The sequence below is a fragment of the Streptomyces sp. NPDC047886 genome (assembly GCF_043204435.1).
Classification (GTDB): domain Bacteria; phylum Actinomycetota; class Actinomycetes; order Streptomycetales; family Streptomycetaceae; genus Streptomyces.
Genome location: NZ_JBIDCF010000004.1, coordinates 180763 through 205175, shown reverse-complemented (window position 1 = coordinate 205175; position 24413 = coordinate 180763). Strand labels below are relative to the sequence as shown.

Below are 24413 nucleotides of genomic sequence, written 5' to 3'. Positions count from 1 at the left end.
CAGGGCCGGGGCGCGCATGGCAGGAAGGGTGGGGAACTCGTCATTGCGGACGCCGGGCACCGTTCGAAGAATCGAGGGCGTACCGCTCATCAGCCCCCGCTCGGAGCCGGAGCCCCCCTCGTGACCAAGTTCCTGCTGTCCGTCCATGTCCTCGCGGCGATCCTCGTGGTCGGCCCGATCTCCGTGGCCGCCTCCCTGTTCCCCCGCTACGCCGGGCGGTTGCCACCCCGGGGAGGAGGCGGGTCGCCGGACGGCCGGGCCCATGGCGTCGCGGCGTTCCTGCACCGGATCTGCCGCGGCTACGCCGTCGCCGGGGTCGTGGTGCCGGTCTTCGGCATCGCCACCGGAGCGCGGCTCGGAGTGCTCACCGACGCCTGGCTCCTCGCCTCGGTCGTGCTGACGGCCGGCGCCGCCGCCCTCCTGGTGCTGGCGATCCTGCCGGACCAGCGGCGCATGCTCGGCGGGACGGCGGAGGAGACGGCGGAGACGGTCGGGGCCGGGGCGGAGACCCGGGCCGGATCCCGAGCCGGGGCGGAGGCCGGGACCCGGGCCGGGGCCGGGGCGGACGTCGGGGCCGGGGCCGACGGGCGGCATCCTCTGGCTGCCAGGCTGACGGGTCTCACGGGCGTCTTCAACCTGCTGTGGGCCGTGGTCGTCGTGCTGATGATCGTCCGCCCCGGTTCCACCACGGGAGCGTAGGCCCGTGCGTACGTTGCGCCTGGCGGCCGCCGTCGAAGCCGCCTCCCTCGCCGCCCTGTCAGTCAATCTGCTCACCGTGCACATGGAAGAGGTCACCGCGCTGGGCGGCCCCATGCACGGCACGGCGTACCTCGTCGTGATCGCCACCACGTGGTCCATGACCGGCTCCGGCTCGGCGAGGACCCGGTGGTACGCCGCCGTCCCGGGCGTGGGCGGTCTGCTGGTCCTGCGCCGACTGACCGGCCTCGCGCGGCACGGCTCCGTCCGTACACCCGTGCCGGACACCGGCACGGCCACCTCACCGGAACGGGAGACCTGAATGAACCGCCGTGACGTGCTCCGTACGTCCACCGCGATCGGCGCCGCCGGGCTCGGTACCGGCGCGGCGACCGGCGTGGAGACCATGCTCGAGTACGAGGCGCGCGGCACGGTGTGGACCGGGATCAGGGTTCGGAAGGGCCCAGGCGGCGGACGGTCACGACGGTGTCGGTGACCATGGCGGTCCGCCCGTCGGGGCCGGTGGCCTCGCGCCGGTGGCGGTCGAGGCGTTCGGGCCGCCACCGGTCCGGATCCAGGGCGAGCTCCCCGAAGAGGTCCTCCGGGGCGGGGAAGTGGGCGTCGGGGGCGGGGTTCCAGGCCCAGGGGCGCGTCGATCCGTGGTCGACGAGCAGCAGCAGCCCGCCGGGGTTCAGCGCCCGCGCGGCCTTCCGGAGCACCTGCGCGCGGGGCAGCGCGAACGGCGTCTGGAGGTAGTGGGCGCTGATGAGGTCGTACGTACCGGAGGGGAAGGTGCCGGCCAGGTCGTGCCGCCCGGTGGCGAGGCGGTCGGCGGCCCCGGCGGCGGACGCACGGGCGGCGGCCCTCCGCAGGGCGTTCGCCGAGATGTCGACGGCAGTGACCCGCCAGCCCCTCGTGGCCAGCCAGACGGCGTCCGCGCCGTCCCCGCATCCCAGGTCCAGCGCGCTGCCCGGCGTCAGGCCCCTCGCGGTCTCGACCAGCACGGGGTGCGGGTGGCGCGTGCCGGCGGGTTCCCGCCCGCTGTAGTGGTTCTCCCAGAAGCACTCGGCTTCGCCGACGGTCCGTCGAGTTGCTCGTCCTCTTCGGGCCACAGGGCGAGCGCGCCCATCTGCGCGCCCGCACCACCTGACTTCCGGTCAGTGCCGGTCGGCGGCGGCCGGGCCGGGAGGCGACATGCTCGCCAGGCCGTGGCGCCGCTCCGCCGCCGTACGCTCGCCGACTTCGGCCTCCATGGCGGGAGTGAACACCCCTGCGGGCCGGGCCTGCCTGCGGCGGGCCAGCGCCGCCTCGGTGTCGGCGGCCACGAGGTCGGCGTTGACGGCCGCGCCGGCCTGTACCCCGGCGGCGGCCGCGACCGGGACACCGGCCATCGGGTCGGTGACATTGCCGGCGACCCACACGCCCGGCACGGCGGTGAGCCCGCCGGGGCCCGACGCCACGTGGTGCCCCACGCCCATGGGGTGCTCCTCGGCTGCCAGGCCGAGCCCCGTGAGCACACCGTCCCGGGCCTCCAGCCGGGGCGCCACCGCCAGGGCCCGCAGCGGAACGCGCCGCCCCGAGGCCAGACGTACCCCGGTCAGCCGGTCGTCCTCGGCATCGACGGCCACGACCTCCCCGTCCACCACGGCGATCCCGCGCGCGGCCAGCTGCTCCCACTCCTCGTCGGCGAGGTCGTCGGCCGTGTGCGTGAACACCGTCACCTCGGACGTCAACTGCCGGAAGAGCAATGCCTGGTGGACCGTCAACGGGCCGGTGGCCAGGATACCGACCGGCTCGTCCCGCACCTCCCACCCGTGGCAGTACGGGCAGTGGAGGACGTCCTTGCCCCACCGCTCGCGCAGCCCGGCGATGTCGGGCAGGCGGTCGGTGAGCCCGGTGGTCACCAGCAGCCGCCGTGCGGCGTAGCGTCGCCCGCTCGCGGTGTCCACCAGGAACGATCCGCTGTCCCCGCGCGCGGTCACGGCCCGGTCCGTGACCACCCGGCCGCCGTACCTCACGACCTCCGCCCGGCCCTCCCGGAGCAGCTCGCCCGGCGGGATGCCGTCCCTGGACAGGAAGCCGTGCACCCCGGCGGCGGGCGCGTTACGGGGCTCACCGGAGTCCACGACGAGCACCGAGCGCCGCGAGCGCGCCAGTGTCACCGCCGCCGACAGACCGGCGGCCCCGCCGCCCACCACCAGGACGTCGACGCTCTCGTGGATGTCAGGATTCTGGGGGTTCCGCGTTGTCTCGACCATGCGGCCAGCGTCCCGCCCCCTCCCGGGCGGGGGCAAAGATTCTTGCCGATATGGCAAGACGTCAGGATGCCGGGTACGTCGCCACGACCTCGCCGCTGCTGTCCGCCGCGATGTACCCGCCGGCGTGGTACTCGTTGCTGAGGTAGAAGCGCAGGGTGGGCCGGTCGGAGTTGAACGTCCAGCGGTCGAGGATGAGGTAGCGCATGTTCGGGCGCTCCACCTTGAGTTCGCGTTCGCCGCGCTTCATCAGGGCGGGCAGGCCGTCCCAGGCCATCGTGGTGGCGTCGAACGGCTGCTCGTCGGCGTCGCCGGGGTCGATGGTGCCGCCGGGTCCGGCCCGGCGGGCCACACCGTTCCGGTACTCGTACCGGTCGTAGGTCTTCGCCCCCGGCTTGGTCGGGATCTCGGCCATGGCGTATTCCTCGTAGATCGTCACCCCCTTCACCTGGGAGTTGCCGCTCGCCTCGCGGAACGCCCCGATGACGGCGCGGACGTTCGCCGTGGTGAGCAGGGTGCCCCGGGGCGCGGCCGTGCCGGTGTCCGCGCCCGCCCCCGTGGAGCCGTCGTCGGCCGCCGGAGTGGCGCCGCCGCTCGGCGCGGGGGTCCCCGTGGCGGTCGCCGACGGCCGGGCGTCCTTCGCCCCGTCGGCGGAGCGCTCGTCCGACAGCCGGTTCAGGATGCCGACGCCCCCGACGACACCGGCGGCCACCGTCGCGGCGACCGCGAGGGCGATCGTGACGGCACGGCGGCGCGGCCGGCGGCCGGGCGGCGACGGCGGACCGAAGACGCCGTTGCCCACGGCGGCGGGCACCGTACCGGCGGACGGCGTACCGGCGGACGGCGTCCAGGCGGCGTGCGCGGGTGGCCCGTACGCGGGATGGGTGCCGTACGGGGCGTGGACCGGCCTCGGGCCGTGGGCCCGCCTCGGGTCGTGGTCGGCCACCGGGGCGGGAGCCGGGCCGGCTGCGGCGGCGGGGGCCGGGGCGGTGTCCGGACCCGCGCCATCGGCGGCCGGAAGCGAGCCGGGCGCCGCGGCGTCGCTCAGCAGCCGCTCCAGGGCGGCTCCGTCGGGGCGCAGCGCGGGATCGCGCACCAGCAGCCGGGTGAGGACGGGCGCGAGGGCACCGGACCTGACCGGTGCCGGGATCGGGTCGTCCAGGACGGCGACCACGGTGGCGAGGCTGGTGGCGCGGCGCAGCGGGTGGTGGCCCTCGGCCGCCACGTACAGCAGCATGCCGAGCGACCACAGGTCGGAGGCCGGGTTGCCCTCTTCGCCGCGCACCCGCTCGGGCGCGATGAACTCCGGTGAGCCGATCAGGTCGCCCGTCGAGGTGAGCCGGGACGTCGCCTCGCGCAGCACGGCGATGCCGAAGTCGGTGAGGACGGCGCTGCCGTCGGGCCGCAGCAGCACGTTCGCGGGCTTCACGTCACGGTGCTGGATGCCGGCGGAGTGCGCGGCGCGCAGGGCCGACAGGACCTGGAGGCCGAGCCGGATCACCTCGGGCACGGGCATCGGCCCGCGCGCGAGCCGGTCGTACACCGAGCAGCCCTCGACCAGCTCCATCACGATCCAGGGGTGCGAGCCGTCGGCGGGCTCGACGATGTGATGGATCGTCACGACATGGGGGTTGGACAGCCGGGCCAGGGCCCTGGCCTCGCGGACCGCCCGTTCGCGCAGCTGCGCGGTGAGCCCAGGGGTGGCCTCCTCGGCGGCGGGGTCGGGCGGGCGGACCTCTTTGAGGGCGACCTCGCGGTCCAGCGCGATGTCACGGGCCCGCCAGACCGTGCCCATGCCGCCGCTGCCCAGCCGGGAGATCAGTTCGAAACGCCCGTCGACCAGCGGTCTCCCGGCCTCACTCATGCTCATGGCCGGTCATAGTATGAGGCGCCCACGACACCCGCTCGCCCAGGCGGCGTACGGGCCGCGCGCTCGCGCTCCGTTCCGCGTTCCACGTCCCCGGACCGGGACCCGGACCCGGCTTCGGCTCCGGACCGGCGCGAAAACCCGGTGCCCCGGCCCCGTTCCGCTCACTAAGCTCGCCGTGCGCGCCGCCGGACGACCTCGCGGCGCGCGTGACGTGTGCCGATGGACGAGTGAGGGGGAGCCGACCGTGCGATACCGCACCGCTGTCGCCGTCCCCCGGTCACGGTACGACGTGATCCCGGTGTCCTCGTAGCCCCGGTGCCGTGCTGCGCGGCCGGCACCGGCCGCCCCTGACGAAACCCCGCTCCCCTTCCGTACCGCCCCGTTCTTCCGACGGGGGCTCCGGGGAGCCCGTACGCCTGCGCGACAGGCGTCTCCTTCCGTTTCGCCGGGGAATCGCGCCGCCCTTCTCCCGATCCCGGCACCACTCGGACCACCGGGATCACTCGGATCACCCGGACCACCCGGAGCGCTGGATCAACCGGTCGCCCGGGTGACCGGACCGTCAGGAAAGGCCCTGGGCCGTGCGTACGAACCCGCGACACCGTTCTCCCGATCCGCTGACCACCGTGCGGAATCTCGGCATCCTCGCCCACGTGGACGCCGGCAAGACCACCGTCACCGAGCGGATCCTGTACCTCACCGGCGCGACCCACAGGCGGGGCGAGGTCCACGACGGCACGACCGTCACCGACTTCGACGCCCAGGAACGCGACCGGGGCATCACCATCTACGCGGCGGCGGTGAGCTGCGAGTGGGACGGCCACCGGATCAACCTCATCGACACACCGGGGCACGTCGACTTCTCCGACGAGGTGACGCGCTCGCTGCGCGTGCTCGACGGCGCGATCGCGGTGTTCGACGCCGTCGCGGGTGTCGAACCGCAGAGCGAGGCGGTGTGGCGCCAGGCCGACCTGCACGGGGTGCCGCGCATCGCGTTCGTCAACAAGCTCGACCGCGCGGGCGCCGACCTCGACACGGCGGTCGACTCCATCCGGGAACGGCTGGGCACGGTCCCGCTGGTGGTCCAGCTGCCCATCGGCCGCGAGGACGGGTTCACCGGCGTGGTGGACCTCCAGCGGATGCGCGCGCTGGTCTGGGCGGCGGACGGCGACACGTACGAGGAGCAGCCGGTGCCCGAGCCGCTGCGGGAGGAGGCTCTGCGGCGCCGCCGGCTCCTGGAGGAGACCGTGGCGGAGCTGCACCCGGCGGCGCTGGAGGAGTTCTGCGTGGAATCGGCGGTCTCCTGCGGCACCCTCGCCTCGGCGCTGCGCGATCTGACGCACAGCGGTGAGGGCCTGGTGGTGCTGTGCGGTTCGGCGTACCGCAACCGGGGGATCGAGCCGCTGCTGGAGGCCGTCACGGCGTACCTCCCGTCGCCGCTGGACGTTCCCGCGGTCCGGGGGACGTGGGACGGCGCGGTACGGGAACGGGCCGCCGACCCGGCGGCACCGGCGGCCGCGCTGGTCTTCAAGGTGCAGTCGACCGCGACCGGCCGGCTGACGTATCTGCGCGTGTACGCGGGGACGCTCCGGAAGGGGGACGCGGTGCTGGACGCGGGCGTCCGGCGCACGGAGCGGATCGGCCGGATCCTGCGGGTGCGGGCCGACCGGCACACGGAGACGGACCGGGCGGTGGCCGGGGACATCGTGGCGGTCGTCGGGCTGAAGGCGGCCCGCGCCGGGACCACCCTGTGCGCGCCGGCCGCGCCGCTGGTGCTCGAACCGCCCACGGCGGCCGAACCGGTGGTGTCCGTGGCGGTCGAGGCCCGCAGGAGCCTCGACACCGAGCGGCTGGCCTCCGCACTGGCGCGGCTGGTCGACGAGGACCCGTCGCTGGTGGTGCGGAGCGACCCGGAGACCGGGCAGACGGTGCTGTCCGGCATGGGTGAACTGCACCTGGAGGTCGCGGTGGAGAAGATGCGCCGGGGCCAGGGGCTGGAGGTCACGGTCGGGCGCCCGCAGGTGGCCTACCGCGAGACGGTGGCCCGAGGGGTGTCGGGGCTGGTCTACCGGCACGTCAAACAGGACGGCGGCGCGGGACAGTTCGCGCACGTGGTGCTGGACGTGGAGCCGCTGGAGCTCGCGCCCGGCTCCACCGGTGCGTTCGCGTTCCGGTCGTCGGTGGTCGGCGGCCGGGTGCCGCAGGAGTTCGTACGGGCGGTGGAGGCGGGCTGCCGGGACGCGCTGGCCGAAGGACCCCTGGCCGGGCATCCGGTGACCGGTCTGCGGGTCACCCTGACCGACGGGGCGACCCACTCCAAGGACTCGTCGGAACTCGCCTTCCGTACGGCGGGTCGGCTCGGTCTCCGGGAAGCGCTGCGCACCGGTGCGATGGCGCTGCTGGAACCGGTGGCCGAGGTCACGGTCACCGTGCCCGAAGACGCCGTGGGCGGCGTGCTCGGGGACCTGGCGGCACGCCGGGGCCGGGTCTCCGGCTCGATGGCCAGGGCCGGCACCACGGTGATCACGGCGACGGTGCCGCTGGCCGAGCTGTTCGGCTACGCCTCCCGGCTCCGTAGCCGTACGCAGGGCCGAGGCACCTTCACCACCCGCCCGATGGGCTACGCCCCGGCCCCAGCCCCGACCCCGGCCCCGGCGCGGTGACCGACGGCGGGGGCCCGCCCCGCGCCAGGGGCGGGCCCCCGCCCCCGGGGTCCCGGCGAGCGGACGGCGAGCGGACCGCGAGCGGACCGGCCGAGCGGTGTGTAGCAACTTCGACACAAGACGTGACAACGTGCGAATCCGCCGTCACTTTCGCCCCGCCCAGCCCATTGATCGGACTGTCTGATCCACGCGTCCGATCCGACCGCCGGATCGCACCCCAAGGGCATCGGAGGCCGACGGCATGGGCAAGCACAGGCAAGCGCGCAGGGTGAGCCGCACCCGCTTCACCCTGGTCAGGGCCACCACCGCCATGGGGGTGGCCGGCGCCCTGGCCCTGTTCCTGCAGTCGACGCACGACTCCCCCACGCCGCAGACCCGACCGGAGTCGCTGCACAGCCCGCTACCGGACGCCACGGGTCCCGAAGCGTCGGGCGAGGGCGGGGACCGGATCCGTACCGGGCAGCCGGCACACGGTGTCCTGTCCCCCACCGCCACTCCGACGAGGCTGCCCGTCGTGGCATCCGGCCCGTCCCGCCCCGGCGCCACGGCGGGCGAGAGCACCCCGGACGGGGCGGGGCCCGACCAGCTCGCCGCACCCGACGCTCCCGGCCCCACTCCGGCGGCCGCGGTCCAGCCGCGCCCCGACGAGTCCGCCGACCCCGGCTCCGCCGGGGCCCCCTCGGGCGAGGAGACCCCCGCGCGGTCCGGCCCACCGGCCCAGCCGTCCGGGTCGCCCGCGCCGTCCGGGTCCGCGACGCCGGTCGGCCCGCTCGGCGACCTGCTGCACGATCTGGTGACCACCGAGGACGGGAGGACGGCGGCGGGAGACGCCCGATAGCCCACAAGCCGCCCCCGGTGCACCGCCGAGCGGTGGGCCACCAGGCCACCGGGCTGCGGGCCACCGAGCCATCAAGGCCACCCGACCACCGGACCACCAGGCCGCAGGGCACCGGGCATCGGCCGCGGGCCACCGGGCACCGGGCACCGGGCACCGGGCATCGGGCCACCGGGCCACCGGGCCGCCGAGCCACCAGGCCACCGGGCGCGGGCCACCGGACCGCCGGACCACCGAGCTACCGAACCCCAGGCCACCGGACCACCTGGCCAGGCCACCGGACCACCGGGCCACCAGGCCGCCAGGCCGCCGGGCCCAGGCCCCTGGTCCCGGGCCCCGGGGCCGCCGGGCCGTTACCGGCGGACGCTCCAGTCGATCCCGGACCGCAGGGTCCTGGCGATCTCCGGGTCGCGTACCGAGGCCGTGCGGTCCTCGACCGTGACGGACAGCGTGTGCGTCCTGAAGTCCAGCCGCCGCAGGCCGAGTTCCGAGACCCGCACCTCCGTCCGGCCCGCGAGCCGCTTCACCTCCAGACCGTCCAGATACCAGCGGACCGTGAGCTGGTGTCCGCTCGTGCCGGTGAGCCGCGGCACGGCGACCTTCGCCGTGTCGAGCCGCCGGAGCGTGCGGTCCGTGGGCGACAGGGCGGTCGCCACGTTCGCGTGACGGTAGAAGCCGGCGATCATCGCCTCGACACCGGGCAGGTTGAACGGCTTGTCCAGGACCCGCATCAGCGAGTTGTCGGTGGGCCGGTGGAGGCCGGTGACGAAGTAGCCGCCGCCCTCGTACGCGCCGACGGTCCCGCCGTCGGGCGACGGCTCGCCCAGCCAGCGGTGCCACTTGACGCCGCGCTCGGCCATCCGGTCGGCGGTGAGCCGGGAGACGTTGGGGTCGGCGGGCTCGGGGCCGGTGTACCGCTCGTAGTCCGGATAACCGGGGTAGAAGTACTCGTCGGCGAGCCGGCCCAGGGAGTGGCCGGTCTCGTGGATGGCGACCTGGCCGGACTTCTCGTTGCCCGCCGACGCCGTCGAGATGCCCTCGTAACCGAGGGTCTCGCTGGGCTCGTTGTAGCCGGCGCCGCCGTACTTGGCACTGTTGGCGAGCACGATGACGAGGTCGGCCTCGGGGGCCAGGGCCACGTACGAGTCGACCTTCTCCTGGTCGATGCAGAGCAGCCGTTCGATGTCGCCGCACCAGAAGTACGCGCCGAGGGCGGTGTCCCTGACCGTCGCCCTGTCGGGGTCGCCGCTGACACCCGACTCCCGCGATACGGCGTCGACCGTCCAGACGTTGAAGAGGCTCTGATACGTCGTGTACGGCTCGACGGCGGCGACCTCCGCCCACTTCTCCCGGGCGTCCTCGCGGAACCGGGGCAGTTCGGCCGCGGTGTAGCCGTCCCCGATGACGACGACGTCCAGCCGGTCGGCGGTGGGGCCGTTGTCGACGACCTTGGTGACATCGCCGTCGGCCTCCCGCTCCGCCGCCGAGAGGCGGGACACGGGCCCGCCCCGGCCGTCGGCCGGTACGCGCGTGTGCCCGGACCCGGCGGTCACACCGCGCTCCGGGCCGGGTATCTCGACGTCGACGAGGCCGTCCGGCGCGGGGCCGGCGGACGGAGCGGACAGTGGTTGGCCGGCGGCCGCGGTGCCGGGTCCGGCGGCCAGTGCCGCGGTGACGGCGGCGGCCACCCCGGCCGCCACCAGGGATCTGCGCAGGGTCGAGCGCACGGAGTCCTCCCCCGATACGGAAGTTAAGTCATCGGTTAAACGCCATGAACGGGCTGCTTAAAGTAGGGGGCGGCGCGGTGGGTGCGCAATGGCCGGTCACCGCTGAATACTGGGGAGTTCGAGCGACCAGGGGGTTCTCATGGACGAACCGGCCGAGATCGGCCAGCGGGTTCAGCGCATGCGCGCCGAACGGGGTCTGACCCAACGCCAGTTGGCGGAGCCCGCGTACACGGCGGCGTACATCTCGACGCTGGAGTCCGGCAGGGTACGGCCGTCCGAGACCGCGCTGCGCTTCCTCGCCGAGCGCCTCGGCACGTCGTACGAGGAACTCGCGACCGGGCGCCCCGCCCACCTCGCCACCGAGCTCAGGCTCGCGCTGACCGACGCGCAGCGGACGCTCGCGACGGGCTCCGCCGACGAAGCCGCCGTGCACTACCGCCGACTCCTCACCGACGCCGAACACCTCGACCTGCCGCACGAGCGGGCGGAGGCGCTGCTGGGGCTCGGCGACTGCGCCCTGGAGACCGGCGAACTCGCCGACGCCGGACGGCACTTCGCCGCGGCCGAACAGCTCCTGGCCGGTGAACCGCTCCCCCGCCGCGCCCGCGCCGTCCGAGGCCGCGCCGTCGCCCATCTGCTCGCCGGCGAACTGCGCTACGCCTGCTACCTCCTCGAATCGACCATCGACGAACTCACCGCGAGTGGTCTCGCCGACCCCGAGGCGCTGGTGATGCTGTACGCGGCGGTCATCGGCCCGTACATCGACATGGGCGCGCACGCCCGCGCGGCCCACGCCGCGGAACTCGCCCTCGCGCTGGCGCCGCAGGTCCACGACCCGGCGCTGGTGGCGGGAATGCACCGACAGGTCGCCCGGACGTTCCTCGCCGAGGGCCGCACCGCCGACGCCGACGCGTCCCTCGCCAAGGCCCAGGCGATGTACCGGCAGCTCCGGCTGCGCACCGATCTGGCCCACTGCCACTGGATGCGCGGCTACGTCCAGGCCCAGAGCGGCGAACTCACGGCGGCCGAGGCGGAGTTGCGTACGGCCCGCGACATGCTGGCGGCCAGGCGCGCCGCGCTCTACACCGCCCAGGTGGAGGTCGAGCTGGCCGATGTGCTGCGGAGGCTCGGCCGCCACGACGAGGCGGCCGAGCTGCTGTCCGCGCTGCTGGACCTGGACGACCGGCACGGCGCGGTGCACGCGGGCGGGGCGCACCGGCTGCTCGGCCTCATCGCCGAGGAGCGCGGCGACACCGAGTCCGCCGAGGAGCACTACGTCCTGGCGCTCGGCCTGCTGGAACGGAGCGGCGCGACGGGCGACCTCGCGGACCTGTGCCGGCTGCTGGGCGACCTGATGCGCCGAACGGGCCGCGTGGAAGCGGCACTCGACGCGTACCGCACCGGCCTGGGCCACCGTGCCGCGCCCGGCACCACCACCCTGGGCCCCGCCCCGGCGGCCCCGCCGTTCCACCCCCGCCCGGGGCTGACGGGCTGATCAGGTCCGTTGCGCGGGTCGGGCCGCGCTACCGGACACCCCCCGGCGGCCTGGCCGTCGCCCGGCCGTCGTCGTCCTGGCGGTGGTTCCGGCGGCTCAGGTCGTACGGGTGGTTCCGGCGGCTCAGGTCGTACGGGTGGTTCCGGCGGTGCGGGTGGTTCCCGCCGTACGCGCGGCCCCGGTCGTACGCGTGGTCCCGGTCGTACGCGTGGTCCCGTTCGTACGCGTGGTCCCGGTCGTGCGCGCCGTGCCGGTGGTGCGGCGGGCCGGGGGGACCCGTCCCGTGGTCCTGTGGCCGACCGAGGCGAGGGCCCCCTTCAGGGCGAAGGTCGCGGCGCCGAGGCTCACCGGGTCGGAGGGGATGGGCGAGAGGACGATCTCGACGGCGTCGTACGGCCGGCGCAGCGCGTGCCGGGCGACCTGCTCGCGCACCCGGGTGAGCAGCGGTTCGCCCAGCCTGGCGGCAACCCAGCTGCTCAGCACGATCATCTCGGGGTTGAGCAGGTTCACCAGGTCGGCGACGGCCGCGCCGAGGCGGCGCGCGGTCTCGTCCAGCGCTCCGACCGCTGCCGGGTCGCCTTCGGCCACGGCCGCGGCGAGCGCCGCGATGGTGGCGGTCTGGTCCTCGGGGTGCAGCAGCGGGCTTTCGGGGTCGAGTTCGCTCAGGTTGCGCATGATGCCGGGCGCGCCGACATAGGTCTCGACGCAGCCTCGGTTGCCGCAGTGGCAGGGCCGCCCGTCCAGGACGAGCGTGGTGTGACCCCATTCGCCGGCGCTGTTGGTGATCCCCCGGTGCAGGGCGCCGCCGAGTGCGATGCCGGCGCCGACTCCCGTGCCGAGGTTGACGACGACGACGTCCTCGCGGCCGCGCGCGGCGCCGAACCACAGTTCGGCGACGGTGCAGGCGCGCAGCGGGTTGTCGAGGTACAGCGGGTGGGGCACGCGTGCGGCGAGCAGGTCGCGCAGCGGGACGTCGTGCCAGTCCCAGTTGGGCGCGTAGACGGAGACGCCGCCTTCGCGGTCGACCTGGCCGGGCATGCTGACCCCGGCTCCGAGGACCCGCTCGCCGGCCGGCCCTGCTTCCCGGACGACGGCGTCGACGGCGTCGGCGATGTGGGCGACGACCTGTTCCGGGCGGTTGTCGGCGGGCCGCAGCTCGTGGTCGGCGTGGGCCAGGACGTTCAGGGCGAGGTCGAACAGCTCGGCATGGACGTAGGTCTCGGCCACGTCGACGCCGATCAACGCGCCCCCCGACGCGTCGACGGCGACCAGCCCGCGCGGCCGGCCGCCGTCGGAGTCCTCGAAGCCGACTTCCCGGAGCATGCCGAGGTCCAGGAGTTCGCCCACGAGGTTGGCGACGGTGGCCAGGCTCAGCCCGGTGGCCGCGGCGACCTCCTGCCGGGACACCGGCGACCGGGCGATGATCCGGCGCAGCACGTCGTAGCGGTTGGCGGTGCGAATGTCGCGAGACGTGCGCCTCATCCGTGTTCCCTCCGGCCGGTCGGTCGGGCGTCAGGCTATGGGGCGGAGCAGGGTTCGACAAGGTCTTAGGAAAGGGGTTGTACGAAGGGCCTGAACACGCCTGCGCCGATCGGCTCGACGCCCTGTGGACAGCTCGTCATGTTCGGTTCCCCGAACGGCAGAAAGCCCTTTCGATCGGCTTCGTCCAACCCCTTGCCGAAGTCTTTTCCTATGGCTAACGTCCCGCACCACGCAGGGAGTCAGCGAGCCGCCGACAGACAAGGAACTCACCATGCGGGCTTCGGGATCGGCCAGGGGATCGGCTTCGGGACCGGCCGGGATGTGGGACCGGCGCGGTGTGCTGCGCGCCGCCGGAGGGATCGCCGCGCTCGGCGCCCTCGCGGCGTGCGGGTCCGACAACGGGCGCTCCGGCGGGGGTGGTTCCGGCAGGCGGCTGACGCAGTACTTCCACGCGTACGGCGAGCCGGGAACCCAGGAGGCCGTCAAGCGGTACGCCAAGGGGTTCGCCGGGGCCGACGTCAGAACGCAGTGGATCACCGGCGACAACTTCGAGGCCAAGCTGTTCTCGGCGCTGCTCTCCTCCGACGCGCCCGACGTCTTCGAGTTCCACCCGCAGATCCACATGGTGAAGGCCGGGCAGATCGAGCCGCTCGACGACATCATCGAGCCGGTCAAGGACGACTTCCGTCCGGCAGACATCGCCTCGCACACGGTGGACGGCCGGATCTGGGGCGTGCGGATGATCGACGACCCGCAGTTCTTCTTCTACCGCAAGTCCCTGCTGGCCGAGGCCGGCGTCGCCCCGCCGCAGACGCTGGACGAACTGGTCGAGGCCGCCGCCGAGCTCACCACGGACAAGGTCAAGGGCGTCTTCCTCGGCAACAAGCTCCATGCGATCATCCGGCCGCTGATCTGGGCGTCCGGCGCCGACTGCCTGGACGAGAAGAACCGGATCGCCTACCACACCGACGAGGTCGCCGCGAACCTCGGCACGCTCCGCACGCTCTTCACCAGCGGCAACCAGCTCCTGGACGCCCCTTCGGACTTCTGGGACCCGTCCGCGCTGGTGCAGGGGCTCACCGCGATCCAGTGGTGCGGCATGTGGGCCATGCCCGCCATGCAGCGGGCGCTCGGCGACGACCTGGGGGTCTTCCCCTTCCCGTCCGCCGCGAGCGGCGCCGAGCCGGCCGTCTACAACGGCGGTTGGTCGATGTTCGTGAGCTCCAAGGCCAAGGACAAGGACCTGGCCAAGGAGTACGTGAAGTGGCTGTGGATCGACCAGAAGCAGCACCAGGAGGACTGGGCGCTCGGCTACGGCTTCCACATCCCGCCGCGCATATCCCTGGCGGACTCCGCCGAGAAGCTCCAGAGCGGGCTGCCCGCCGAAGGGGTCCGGCTGTTCGACGAGTTCGGCCACTTCGACAACCCCGTGTGGACCCAGGCGATGATCGCCGCTCTGGAGGACGCCGTCGCCGACTGCGTCCGCGGCGACATGGCCCCCGAGGCGGCGCTCGACAAGGCCGACAAGAAGGTCGACGCCGAACTGCGCAAGCTCTTCGGCTGAGGCGGGTGACCCCTTCCGCCATGTCGACGACCGTCACGAGGGCACCGGGCCCGCGGACACCCGGACCGAAGGCGCCCGTCTCGAAGAGGACCGGCCGCGCACGCGGGCTGCGCGGCCGCACCCTCGCCTTCTGGCTGTTCACCGGGCCGTTCCTGGCCGGCCTGGTCGTCTTCGTCTACGTCCCCATCGGCTGGAGCGCCTGGCTGAGCTTCTTCGAGGCCCGTTCCACCGTCACGCCCACGGAGTTCGTGGGGTTCGGCAACTACCGGGACATGCTGTCCGACGACGAGTTCGTCCGGAGCCTCGGCACCTTCACCGTCTTCGCCGCGATCGTCGTCCCCCTCACCTGGGCCGTGTCGCTCGGGTTGGCGCTGCTGGTGCACCGGCTGCGGTTCCTGAAGGCGTTCTTCCGGTCCGTGTTCTTCCTGCCGACCGCGGTGAGCTTCGTCGCGGCCTCGCTCATCTGGAAGATGTCCATCTTCAGCGGCGTACGCTTCGGGCTCGCCAACACGGTCCTCGGCGTCTTCGGCGTCGACGGCATCGCCTGGCTCGCCTCGCCCGACCCGCCCTGGTACTGGCTGGTCATCGTCACCGTACGGCTGTGGCTCCAGTCCGGGTTCTACATGATCCTTTTCCTGGCGGCGCTGCAGAACATCCCCGGCGAGCTGTACGAGGCGGCCGCGATCGACGGAGCCGGGCGGGGCTGGCAGACCTTCCGCCACATCACCCTGCCGCAGCTGCGCGCCACGTCGACGGCCGTGATCCTGCTGCTGCTCATCGCCGCCTACCAGGCGTTCGACGAGTTCTACAACCTGCTGTCGAAGACCACATGGGGCCGGCCGCCCCTGGTGGAGCTGTACCACACGGCGCTCGGCGAGAACCAGGACTACGGGCGGGGCAGCGCCGGCGCCCTGATCCTGACCGTGCTGATCTGCGCGGTGACCCTTCTCCAGGGCAGGTTCCTCGGCTTCGGCAGAAGGGACGAGGACACGTGACCGTCACCGCGCGTGGGCGCTCCCGCCTCGGCAACGCCGGGCTGTACACGGCCGTCGGCCTGTGCGCCGTACTCTTCCTGATCCCGTTCTACCTGATCGTCCGCAACGCCCTGTCCACGGACCCGGAGATCACCGGCGAGGAGTGGCGGTTCTTCCCCGCCGTCATCCAGTGGGGCAACATCGGCGAGCTGTTCGACGATCCGGCCGTGCCGTTCGGCCGGTCGCTGTGGAACTCCGCCGTCGTCGGTGTCCTGCACACCGCCGGCACCCTGCTGGTGTGCTCGCTGGCCGGGTACGGGCTGGCCCGCATCCCGTACCGGCACGCCGACAAGGTGTTCTACCTGGTGCTGGTGACGCTGATGGTGCCGGCCGCCGTCACCTTCGTCCCGAGCTTCGTCCTCGTCTCGTCGCTCGGCTGGGTGTCCAGCCTGCAGGGGCTGATCGTCCCGGGCCTGTTCAGCGGCTTCACCTGCTTCCTTTTCCGCCAGTACTTCCTCGGGTTCCCGAGGGAGCTGGAGGAGGCCGCGCGGGTCGACGGACTCGGCTACCTCGGCGCGTACTGGCGGATCGTCGTACCCAACTCGCTGAACTTCTTCGCCGCCATCGCGGTGATCACCTTCATCAGCGGTTGGAACGCGTTCCTGTGGCCCCTGGTCATCGGCCAGGACCAGGAGGCGTGGACCGTCCAGGTCGCCCTGTCGTCGTACATGACCAACCAGACCGTCAACTTCCACCTGATCTTCATGGCGACCGCCATGTCCATCCTGCCCCTGGTCCTCGTCTTCGTCCTCCTCCAGCGCTGGCTGGTCCAGGGCGTCGCGCGGACCGGTATCAAGGGCTGACCGAGGAGACCGATGAGCACGTCGTACGACCCCGCCCTTCCCTACTACGAGGACGTCTCCCCCGGCAGCGGGAGCCTGCCGCCCCGCGCCTGGTACGCCGCGTCCGACGCCGCCCGGCTCCCGCTCGGCGGGACGTGGCGGTTCCGGCTGTCGGCGACCGCCGACGCCGAGGACGAGTCCTTCGCGCTGCCCGGCTTCGACCCGAGCGGGTGGGACGAGGTGACGGTGCCGGGGCACTGGGTGCTCCAGGGCCATGGCGCGCCCGCGTACACCAACACCGTCTACCCGTTCCCGGTGGACCCGCCCCGGGTGCCCACCGAGAACCCGACGGGCGACCACCTGCGGGCCTTCGACCTGCCGGACGGCTGGCCGGACGAGGGGGACGCGGTGCTGCGCTTCGAGGGCGTGGAGTCCTGCGCCCGGGTGTGGCTGAACGGTGTGGAGCTCGGCACGTTCAAGGGCAGCCGGCTGCCGCACGAGTTCGCCGTCGGCGACCTGCTCGAGCCCGCCGGGAACCTGCTCGCCGTCCGTGTCCACCAGTGGTCGTCGGGCTCGTACCTGGAGGACCAGGACCAGTGGTGGCTGCCCGGCGTCTTCCGGGACGTCACCCTGCTGCACCGGCCCGACGGCGCGGCCGGCGACTTCTTCGTGCACGCCTCGTACGACCACCGCGCCAGTGAGGGCACGCTGCGGGTCGACTCCGCCGTGCCGGGCCGGGTCGTCGTCCCCGAGCTCGGCGTCGACGTGGGCACGGGCGAGCCGGTGACGCTGCCGGTCCGCCCGTGGACCGCGGAGACACCGCGGCTGTACCCGGGCGAACTGGTCGTGGCGGGGGAGCGGGTTCCGCTGCGGATCGGCTTCCGCTCGGTGTACGTCGAGGACGGCGTCATCAAGGTCAACGGCCGCAGGATCCTGTTCCGCGGCGTGAACCGGCACGAGTTCCATCCGGAGCGCGGCCGGGCCGTGGACGCGGAGACCATGCGTGAGGACCTGCTGCTGATGAAGCGGCACAACATCAACGCGGTCCGCACCTCCCACTACCCGCCGCACCCGGCCTTCCTGGACCTCTGCGACGAGCTGGGCCTCTGGGTGATCGACGAGTGCGACCTGGAGACGCACGGCTTCGTCGACCTGGGCTGGCGCCGCAATCCCGTCGACGACGCGCGCTGGACCCCCGCGCTGCTGGACCGCGCGGCCCGGATGGTGGAGCGCGACAAGAACCATCCGTCGGTGCTGATGTGGTCGCTGGGCAACGAGTGCGGTACGGGCGCCGGTCTGACGGCCATGGCGGAGTGGATCCGCGCACGCGACCCGGACCGGCTGGTCCACTACGAGGGCGACCTGGGGTGCGCCGACACCGACGTCTACTCCCGTATGTATGCCGACCATGCGGAGGTGGAGCTGATCGGACGGCGGGAGGACGTGGGACCGGAGGCGCGGCGGGAGCTGCCCTTCATCCTGTGCGAGTACGCGCACGCCATGGGCAACGGCCCCGGCGGGCTGTCCGAGTACCAGCGGCTGTTCGAGACGTACGAGCGCTGCCAGGGCGGGTTCGTCTGGGAGTGGATCGACCACGGCTTCCGTCACCCGGAGCTGGGCTTCGCGTACGGCGGGGACTTCGGCGAGGAACCGCACGACGGCAACTTCGTCTGCGACGGCCTGGTGTTCCCGGACCGGAGCCCTTCGCCGGGCCTGGTCGAGTACAAGAAGGTCATCGAGCCGGTACGGATCGAGGGGACGGGCAGCGGAGTCCGCGTCACGAACCTCCATGACTTCACCGACCTGTCCCACCTGGCGTTCACCTGGTCGTACGAGGTGGACGGCCTGACGGTCGAGGCGGGTGACCTGGCGCCCGTCACGCATCTGGCGCCCGGGGGGTCGACGGAGCTGAAGCTGCCCGCGCCGCCGGCCGGCGCCGCCGGGGCGGAGACGGGGTGGACGGTACGCGCCGTGCTCGCCGAGGACACGGCGTGGGCGGGGAAGGGCCACGTGGTGGCGTGGGCGCAGCTGCCGGTGACCGCGCGGACGGTTCCGCCGGCCGCCGCCGGTGACGTCCCGCGGCGCGGCCCGAAGCTGATCACGCTGGGCCCGGCCTCGTTCGACGCCCGGTCCGGCGCCCTGCGGACGGTCGGCGCGGTCGACGTCACCGGGCTGCGGCTCGACGTGTGGCGCGCCCCCACCGACAACGACCTGGGCGCGCCCTGGCAGCCGGACCAGCGGTTCGGGCCGCTGTGGCGGGAGCTGGGCCTGCACCGGACGCACGAGCGCCTCGACGGGGTCGAGTCGACGGACGACGCGCTGGTGGTCCGCACCCGGGTGGCACCGGCGGCGACGGACCTGGGGCTGCTGACGACGTACACGTGGACGGCGGACGGCGATCGTCTGCGGCTGGCGGTGGCGGTGGCCCCGGAGGGCGAGTGGCGGGTTCCGCTGCCGCGCCTGGGGATCCGCTTCGGCCTGCCGTCCGCGTACGGCTACGCGGAGTGGTTCGGCGGCGGCCCCGGCGAGGCGTACCCGGATACGCGGGCCGCTTCCCTGCTGGGCCGGTGGCGGTCGCCGGTCGACGAGCTCCAGACGCCCTATGTGCGGCCTCAGGAGAACGGCGCCCGCGCCGACGTCCGCTGGGCGGAGCTGCGGGGCGGCGGTGGCGGCCTGCGGATGGAGGGGGAGCCGGAGTTCTGGTTCACGGCCCGCCGCTGGACCAGCGAGCAGCTGGACGCCGCCGCGCATAGGACCGACCTGGTGCCCGGCGACACGGTGTGGGTCAACCTGGACCACGGCCAGCACGGTATCGGCTCGCAGTCGTGCGGTCCCGGCGTGCTGCCCCGGTACCGCCTGGCGGCGCGCCCCGCCGCGTTCTCCTTCACCTTCTCCCCCGTGACCACGTGACCCGGTCGTCCCTGGTGCGGTGGCAGGTGGCGCCGCCGGCCGGCCGCCGGCCCCGCGCCCGGGATGTCAGGTGAGCGCCGGGCCCTGCCACACCAGGAGCGCCACGTCGATGACCGCCACGGCGATCGCGGCGATGAACGGCACCCGGGCGTGGCGGCGGCCCACCGCCGCGCTGCCCCCGGCCGTCAGCACCGCCACCGCCAGGGCGGCCGCGCCGACGGGGCCGACGGGCGCGGGCCCGCCGAGGACGATCACCGCGGACGCCGCGACCAGCGGAACCGGCAGCAGCAGTCGCACCCGGGCGGGGCCGAGCCGTTGCGGCCCGCCACGGACCCCGGTGTCCAGGTCGGTTCCGATGTCCGGCAGCACATTGGCCAGATGCGCGACCACACCGAGCAGCGCCCCGGCCGTGACGACCCACCCGGCGGGCCACGGGCTGCCCGGCAGGCTCAGCACGACGAACGCGGGCAGCGCGGCGAACCCGACGGCGTACGGCAGCCACGACAGGATCGTGGCCTTCAGCCGGAGGTCGTACGCCCAGGCGGCGGCGACACCGACGAGGTGAACACCGCCCGCGAGGGCGCCGCAGGCCAGCGACAGCGGCACGGTCAGCGCCAGCGCGGCGAGACTCGCCGCCCGTACGGTCGGGGCGGCGACCGCGCCGGACACCACCGGTTTGCCGTACCGGCCGGCCGCGCGGTCCCGCCGGGCGTCGACGGCGTCGTTGCACCAGCCGACCGACAGCTGGCCCGTCAGCACCGCCGCGCCGACCAGCAGAGCGCCGCGTGCGTCGTGCCCGGCCGACACCGCCAGTACGGTCATCAGCGTGGTGACGGCCACCGTCGGGCCGAGGTGACAGGCCCTCACCAGCCCCCCGACGGAACGCCGGAGACGCCCGGCGTGACCGAGCGTTCCGAGGCTTCCGAGCCGACCGATCCGGTTGAACCGAGCGAGCCGGTTGAGCCGAGCAAGCCGTCCGAGCCGGTTGAGCCGTCCGAGCCGGTTGAGCCGGTTGAGCCGGTTGAACCGAGCGAGCCGGTTGAGCCGACCTAGCCGGTTGAGGCTCTCGGGCCGCCGGGGGCGTGCGGCGTCGTCCGTGGCGGCGTCCGCCGCTTCGGTGTTCCGCGTCCCGGTGGGGGCCTGATCCGTGGCGTCCACGCGGCGATCGTAGGCGCTCAACGGGCGATCTAGCGGTACGGCCACGCGCCACGAGGGCACACATGGGGTCACATCGCCCGCCACCTGGAGTCGCAATGGAGCGTGGATGACCCGGATCGCCGCCGTGCACGGAGTCCTGGCACCGCACCGTCATGTCCAACGCGAGATCACCGACATGGTGGCCCGTCACTGTCTGCCCGCCGGCGCCGACCGGCGGGTTCTGGACCGGCTGCACCGGGGGGCCCTGGTCCGCTCGCGCCATACGGCGCTGCCGCTCGACCGGTACGGCGCGCTGGACGACTTCGGCGCGGTCAACGACGCCTTCATCGCCGGTGCCGTCGAGCTCGGCGCGGAGGCGGTGGCCGGGGCGCTGGACGAGGCCGGTCTGTCACCGCGGGACGTGGACCTGCTGGTGTTCACCTCCGTGACGGGCATCGCCGCGCCGTCCGTGGACGCCCGGCTCGCCGGGCGGCTGGGGCTGCGGCCGGACGTCAGGCGGCTGCCCCTCTTCGGCCTCGGGTGTGTGGCGGGCGCGGCGGGCATCGCCCGGCTGCACGACCATCTGCGGGGGTGGCCGGACCATGTCGCCGTGCTGCTCTCGGTCGAGCTGTGCTCCCTGACCTTCCAGCGCGCCGACGCGTCACCCGCCAACCTGGTCGCGACCGCGCTCTTCGGCGACGGAGCCGCGGCCGTCGTCGCCTGCGGCGCGCGGAGGCATACGGCGGCGTCCGGTCCGACGGTGGTGGCGAGCCGCAGCCATCTCTATCCGGACACCGAACGGCTGCTGGGCTGGGACATCACCGGGTCCGGGTTCCGTGTCGTCCTCGACCCCGCCGTCCCCGACGTGGTGCGCAAGAACCTCGCCGGAGACGTCGACGGCTTCCTGTCCGACCACGGCCTCACACGGCGGGACGTGACGGCCTGGGTCAGCCACGCGGGCGGTCCGAAAGTCCTGGACGCGGTGACGGAGGCGCTCGACCTGCCCGAAGACGCGCTGGACGTCAGCCGGGCCTCGCTCGCGGAGGTCGGCAACCTGTCCTCGTCCTCCGTCCTGCACATCCTGCGCGACACCCTGACGGCCGGGCGCAGGCCGCCCGCCGGGACTCCTGGGCTGCTGCTCGCCATGGGGCCGGGCTTCTGCACCGAACTCGTCCTCCTGCGCTGGTAGGAGCCCCGGGCCCGGAGGAGGGCACGTGGAGGACGGTGAGGGACGGCGAAGAACAGCGGAGAAGAACGACAGACAGCGACGAACAGCGAAGTACGGCATATGAGGAACGGAGCAACGTGATCTGGTACGTCCTGCTGGTGCTGGCGATCGGCGCCGAGCGCGTCGCCGAACTCGTGGTCGCCCGCCGCCACGCGCGCTGGAGCCTGGCCCGTGGCGCCGTGGAGTTCGGCCGGCGCCACTACCCCGTGATGGTGGTCCTGCACACGGGGCTCCTCGTCGGGTGCCTGGCCGAGGTGTGGCTGCTGCGGCGGCCGTTCCCGCCCGGGGTCGGCTGGGCCATGCTGGCCGTGGTCGTCGCGGCCCAGGCGCTCCGCTGGTGGTGCGTGGGCACGCTGGGGCCGCGCTGGAACACGCGCGTGCTCGTGGTGCCCGGTCTGCCGCTGGTGACCGGCGGCCCCTACCGGTGGCTGCGCCATCCGAACTACGTGGCGGTGGTGGCCGAGGGCCTGGCCCTGCCGCTGGTCCACGGGGCGTGGCTGACCGCCGCCCTGTTCACCGGGGTGAACGCCGCGCTTCTCACCGTACGGATCCGTGGCGAGGACGAGGCGCTCGCGTGGGCGTCGGCCGCCGCGCCCGTCCCCGCACCGGCGCATGGCGCCGCCGCGACCGGATCCGGGGGCGGGCCGCGGTGATCGACCTGCTCGTGGCGGGCGGCGGGCCCGCCGGCCTGGCCACGGCGATCCACGCCACGCTGGCCGGACTGGAGGCGGTCGTGATCGAGCCGCGCCCGAACCCGGTCGACAAGGCGTGCGGCGAGGGGGTGATGCCGGGCGGCGTACGGTCGCTGCGGGAGCTCGGGGTCGACCCGGCCGGCCGTGAGCTGTGCGGCATCCGGTACGTGGACGGCAGGCACACCGCGCAGGCCGCCTTCCGGGACGGCACCGGGCTTGGCGTGCGGCGCACCGTCCTGAGCACCGCGCTGGCCCGGCGGGCCGCCGAGGTGGGTGTCCGGGTCCTGCCCGGGAAGGTCGGCGAGGTGCGGCAGGGGCCGGACGCGGTGACCGCCGGGGGCCTGCGGGCGCGGTGGCTCGTCGCGGCGGACGGCCTCCACTCCCCCGTACGCCGCGGACTCGGCCTCGACCTGCCCGACCGGGGCCCGCGGCGGTACGGCCTGCGGCGGCACTATCGCGTACCGCCGTGGTCGGACTTCGTGGAGGTGCACTGGTCCCGGGACGGCGAGGCCTATGTGACACCGGTCTCCGACGATCTGGTCGGGGTGGCCGTCCTGAGCACCGCGCGACGCCCCTACGACGCGTACCTGGAGCGGTTCCCTGAGCTGGCGGAGCGGCTGCGGCACGGGACGATCGTGAACGGGGTGCGCGGCGCCGGGCCGCTGCGGCAGCGGGTGCGCGGCCGGGTGGCGGGCCGTGTCCTGCTCGTCGGTGACGCGGCCGGTTACGTCGACGCGCTCACCGGCGAGGGCATCGCGCTCGCCCTGGCGTCGGCCGACGCGGCGGTGCGCTGTCTGCGGGCGGGGCGGCCGCAGGCGTACGAGCGGGCCTGGCGGCGGCTGTCCCTCCGGCACCGGCTGCTGACCGAGGCGCTGGTCAGGGTCAGCTGTCGGCGGGACACCGCCCGGCTGGTCGTGCCGGCCGCGTCCCGGATGCCGCACGTGTTCGCGGCCGCCGTGCACGCGCTGCAGTGACCGTGCCGGCTCCGGAGAACGACACACGGGGGCACGCGGCGGAGGCGCGGGAGGCGGGACCGGGATGCGGGACCGGGAGGGGCAGGATCGCCCGGACGGGCCGGTGCCGCAGGTCCGCCACGGCGGATACTTGACGCATGAACGTGTCCGTCCCCGGGCTCGCCGGCCTGTGGGATCGGCTCGGTCGCGCTCTCTTCCGACGCGTCGCCGGTCCCGCGGGCCCGGAGAACCGTGCCCGCATCCATGGCACCCCGGGGCCTCGCTGGTTCGGTCCCGAGCGCCCGATCCGTACCGTGCACGCCGACGCGTCGATGTTCGTCGGCGGGCTGCGGGCCCTGCTGCTGCAGACGCTGCACCCCCGGGCCATGGCGGCTGTGGCGGCTCACTCCGGTTACCGGGGCGACCCGTGGGGGCGCCTCCAGCGCACCAGCACGTTCCTCGCGGTGACCACCTTCGGCACGGCCGACGACGCGCAGCGGGCGGTCGACCGCGTGCGGGCGGTGCACGAGCGGGTACGCGGCGTCACCCGGTCGGGGGAGCCGTACCACGCGGCCGATCCTCGGCTGCTGGCCTGGGTGCACATCGCCGAGGTGGACAGCTTCCTGACCGCCCACCAGCGCTACGGCGCGCACCCCCTGGACGCCGAAGGCTACGACGCGTACGTCGCGGACACCGCGCGTGTGGCGGCCGCGCTCGGGGTGGTCGCACCGCCGCGCGACCGGGCGGAGCTGGCCGACCTGCTGGCGGCCTACCGGCCGGAACTGCGCGGCACCCGGGAGGCCCGCGAGGCCGCCCGCTTCCTGCTGCTCCACCCGCCCCTCCCGTGGATCGCGCGCGCCCCGTACGCGGTCCTGGCCGCGAACGCCGTGTCCACCCTCCCCCGCTGGGCACGCGAGCAGCTGGGGCTGCCGTACCTGCCGGGTGTGGAGCGGACCCTCGTGCGGACGGCCGGACGGGTCCTGGTCCGGGTCATCCGCCGGGCGATGCCGCCGCCCCCGCCGACAGCGGGTACTGCGGGTACCGCGTGATCCGGCGGGCGTCACGCGTTCGCTGAGCAGGTCGCGGGCGC

General features: G+C 74.1%; 19 protein-coding genes. 13 read left to right on the top strand and 6 right to left on the bottom strand.

Annotated features, from left to right (window positions below; all coding sequences use genetic code 11):
• The first annotated feature begins 120 nt into the window (after positions 1-120).
• Together ACGF5U_RS15885 and ACGF5U_RS15880 are read left to right on the top strand one after the other, a co-directional pair.
• Complete coding sequence (locus ACGF5U_RS15885) at positions 121-699, top strand: hypothetical protein (RefSeq protein WP_392714609.1); 579 nt, start codon at positions 121-123, stop codon at positions 697-699.
• Between the two features lie 4 nt (positions 700-703).
• The gene (locus ACGF5U_RS15880; RefSeq protein ID WP_392714608.1) at positions 704-1018 is read left to right on the top strand and encodes a hypothetical protein; all 315 of its coding nucleotides are present in this window, start codon (positions 704-706) and stop codon (positions 1016-1018) included.
• A gap of 124 nt (positions 1019-1142) precedes the next feature.
• Here the strand turns inward: ACGF5U_RS15880 and ACGF5U_RS15875 are convergent, their stop codons facing one another.
• The 3 genes from ACGF5U_RS15875 to ACGF5U_RS15865 all read right to left on the bottom strand — a co-directional run bounded on the left by ACGF5U_RS15875 (position 1143) and on the right by ACGF5U_RS15865 (position 4821).
• Complete coding sequence (locus ACGF5U_RS15875) at positions 1143-1808, bottom strand: class I SAM-dependent methyltransferase (protein WP_392714607.1); 666 nt, start codon at positions 1806-1808, stop codon at positions 1143-1145.
• Between the two features lie 45 nt (positions 1809-1853).
• The gene (locus ACGF5U_RS15870; protein ID WP_392714606.1) at positions 1854-2954 is read right to left on the bottom strand and encodes an NAD(P)/FAD-dependent oxidoreductase; all 1101 of its coding nucleotides are present in this window, start codon (positions 2952-2954) and stop codon (positions 1854-1856) included.
• Positions 2955-3015: 61 nt separating this feature from the next.
• The gene (locus tag ACGF5U_RS15865) at positions 3016-4821 is read right to left on the bottom strand and encodes a serine/threonine-protein kinase (RefSeq protein ID WP_392714605.1); all 1806 of its coding nucleotides are present in this window, start codon (positions 4819-4821) and stop codon (positions 3016-3018) included.
• Positions 4822-5402: 581 nt separating this feature from the next.
• Here ACGF5U_RS15865 and fusA point away from each other — a divergent pair.
• On the top strand, positions 5403-7484 hold the full coding sequence (gene fusA, locus ACGF5U_RS15860) for an elongation factor G (protein WP_392714604.1): 2082 nt from the start codon (positions 5403-5405) through the stop codon (positions 7482-7484).
• Positions 7485-7725: 241 nt separating this feature from the next.
• Positions 7726-8322 (top strand): hypothetical protein, encoded by a 597-nt coding sequence (locus ACGF5U_RS15855; RefSeq protein WP_392714603.1) that lies wholly within the window; start codon positions 7726-7728, stop codon positions 8320-8322.
• A 350-nt stretch (positions 8323-8672) separates the two neighbouring features.
• On the opposite strand, the gene ACGF5U_RS15850 is transcribed toward ACGF5U_RS15855, so the two are convergent.
• Positions 8673-10046, bottom strand: coding sequence for a M64 family metallopeptidase (locus ACGF5U_RS15850; protein ID WP_392714602.1), 1374 nt, complete (start codon positions 10044-10046; stop codon positions 8673-8675).
• Between the two features lie 139 nt (positions 10047-10185).
• Between ACGF5U_RS15850 and ACGF5U_RS15845 the strand changes: the two genes are divergently transcribed.
• Positions 10186-11541 carry a helix-turn-helix domain-containing protein gene (locus ACGF5U_RS15845; RefSeq protein ID WP_392714601.1) on the top strand — a complete coding sequence of 452 codons (1356 nt, stop codon included), beginning with the start codon at positions 10186-10188 and terminating at the stop codon, positions 11539-11541.
• A 123-nt stretch (positions 11542-11664) separates the two neighbouring features.
• Here the strand turns inward: ACGF5U_RS15845 and ACGF5U_RS15840 are convergent, their stop codons facing one another.
• Positions 11665-13023 (bottom strand): ROK family protein, encoded by a 1359-nt coding sequence (locus ACGF5U_RS15840; protein WP_392714600.1) that lies wholly within the window; start codon positions 13021-13023, stop codon positions 11665-11667.
• Positions 13024-13294: 271 nt separating this feature from the next.
• On the opposite strand from ACGF5U_RS15840, the gene ACGF5U_RS15835 reads away from it, so the two are divergent.
• From ACGF5U_RS15835 to ACGF5U_RS15820, 4 genes are read left to right on the top strand one after another with little or no spacing between them, the layout of a single operon-like run.
• Complete coding sequence (locus ACGF5U_RS15835; protein ID WP_392714599.1) at positions 13295-14587, top strand: ABC transporter substrate-binding protein; 1293 nt, start codon at positions 13295-13297, stop codon at positions 14585-14587.
• A gap of 20 nt (positions 14588-14607) precedes the next feature.
• Complete coding sequence (locus tag ACGF5U_RS15830) at positions 14608-15582, top strand: carbohydrate ABC transporter permease (RefSeq protein ID WP_392714598.1); 975 nt, start codon at positions 14608-14610, stop codon at positions 15580-15582.
• The gene (locus tag ACGF5U_RS15825) at positions 15579-16424 is read left to right on the top strand and encodes a carbohydrate ABC transporter permease (protein WP_392714597.1); all 846 of its coding nucleotides are present in this window, start codon (positions 15579-15581) and stop codon (positions 16422-16424) included. Before ACGF5U_RS15830 ends, ACGF5U_RS15825 begins: the two co-directional genes overlap by 4 nt.
• A 12-nt stretch (positions 16425-16436) precedes the next feature.
• A complete protein-coding gene (locus ACGF5U_RS15820; protein WP_392714596.1) occupies positions 16437-19313 on the top strand; it encodes a glycoside hydrolase family 2 TIM barrel-domain containing protein in 2877 nt (958 codons plus the stop codon).
• A 66-nt stretch (positions 19314-19379) separates the two neighbouring features.
• Here ACGF5U_RS15820 and ACGF5U_RS15815 read toward each other — a convergent pair whose 3' ends face one another.
• On the bottom strand, positions 19380-20471 hold the full coding sequence (locus ACGF5U_RS15815; RefSeq protein WP_392714595.1) for a UbiA family prenyltransferase: 1092 nt from the start codon (positions 20469-20471) through the stop codon (positions 19380-19382).
• Positions 20472-20577: 106 nt separating this feature from the next.
• On the opposite strand from ACGF5U_RS15815, the gene ACGF5U_RS15810 reads away from it, so the two are divergent.
• The 4 genes from ACGF5U_RS15810 (at position 20578) to ACGF5U_RS15795 (ending at position 24372) form a co-directional block, all read left to right on the top strand.
• Positions 20578-21639, top strand: coding sequence for a type III polyketide synthase (locus ACGF5U_RS15810; protein ID WP_392714594.1), 1062 nt, complete (start codon positions 20578-20580; stop codon positions 21637-21639).
• Between the two features lie 116 nt (positions 21640-21755).
• Positions 21756-22331, top strand: a complete 576-nt coding sequence (locus tag ACGF5U_RS15805) for an isoprenylcysteine carboxyl methyltransferase family protein (RefSeq protein ID WP_392714593.1) — start codon at positions 21756-21758, stop codon at positions 22329-22331.
• Positions 22328-23344: an NAD(P)/FAD-dependent oxidoreductase gene (locus ACGF5U_RS15800; RefSeq protein WP_392714592.1), complete on the top strand. Its 1017-nt coding sequence runs from the start codon at positions 22328-22330 to the stop codon at positions 23342-23344. Before ACGF5U_RS15805 ends, ACGF5U_RS15800 begins: the two co-directional genes overlap by 4 nt.
• Before the next feature lie 137 nt (positions 23345-23481).
• Complete coding sequence (locus tag ACGF5U_RS15795) at positions 23482-24372, top strand: oxygenase MpaB family protein (RefSeq protein ID WP_392714591.1); 891 nt, start codon at positions 23482-23484, stop codon at positions 24370-24372.
• Positions 24373-24413 lie beyond the last annotated feature (41 nt).

Excerpts from the sequence above, each read along its gene's own strand:
- ACGF5U_RS15870 (WP_392714606.1), bottom strand. The coding sequence starts at position 2,954 with ATGGTCGAGACAACGCGGAACCCCCAGAATCCTGACATCCACGAGAGC.
- ACGF5U_RS15865 (WP_392714605.1), bottom strand. The coding sequence starts at position 4,821 with ATGAGCATGAGTGAGGCCGGGAGACCGCTGGTCGACGGGCGTTTCGAA.
- ACGF5U_RS15855 (WP_392714603.1), top strand. The coding sequence starts at position 7,726 with ATGGGCAAGCACAGGCAAGCGCGCAGGGTGAGCCGCACCCGCTTCACC.
- ACGF5U_RS15845 (WP_392714601.1), top strand. The coding sequence starts at position 10,186 with ATGGACGAACCGGCCGAGATCGGCCAGCGGGTTCAGCGCATGCGCGCC.
- ACGF5U_RS15840 (WP_392714600.1), bottom strand. The coding sequence starts at position 13,023 with ATGAGGCGCACGTCTCGCGACATTCGCACCGCCAACCGCTACGACGTG.
- ACGF5U_RS15835 (WP_392714599.1), top strand. The coding sequence starts at position 13,295 with ATGCGGGCTTCGGGATCGGCCAGGGGATCGGCTTCGGGACCGGCCGGG.
- ACGF5U_RS15830 (WP_392714598.1), top strand. The coding sequence starts at position 14,608 with ATGTCGACGACCGTCACGAGGGCACCGGGCCCGCGGACACCCGGACCG.
- ACGF5U_RS15820 (WP_392714596.1), top strand. The coding sequence starts at position 16,437 with ATGAGCACGTCGTACGACCCCGCCCTTCCCTACTACGAGGACGTCTCC.
- ACGF5U_RS15810 (WP_392714594.1), top strand. The coding sequence starts at position 20,578 with ATGACCCGGATCGCCGCCGTGCACGGAGTCCTGGCACCGCACCGTCAT.
- ACGF5U_RS15795 (WP_392714591.1), top strand. The coding sequence starts at position 23,482 with ATGAACGTGTCCGTCCCCGGGCTCGCCGGCCTGTGGGATCGGCTCGGT.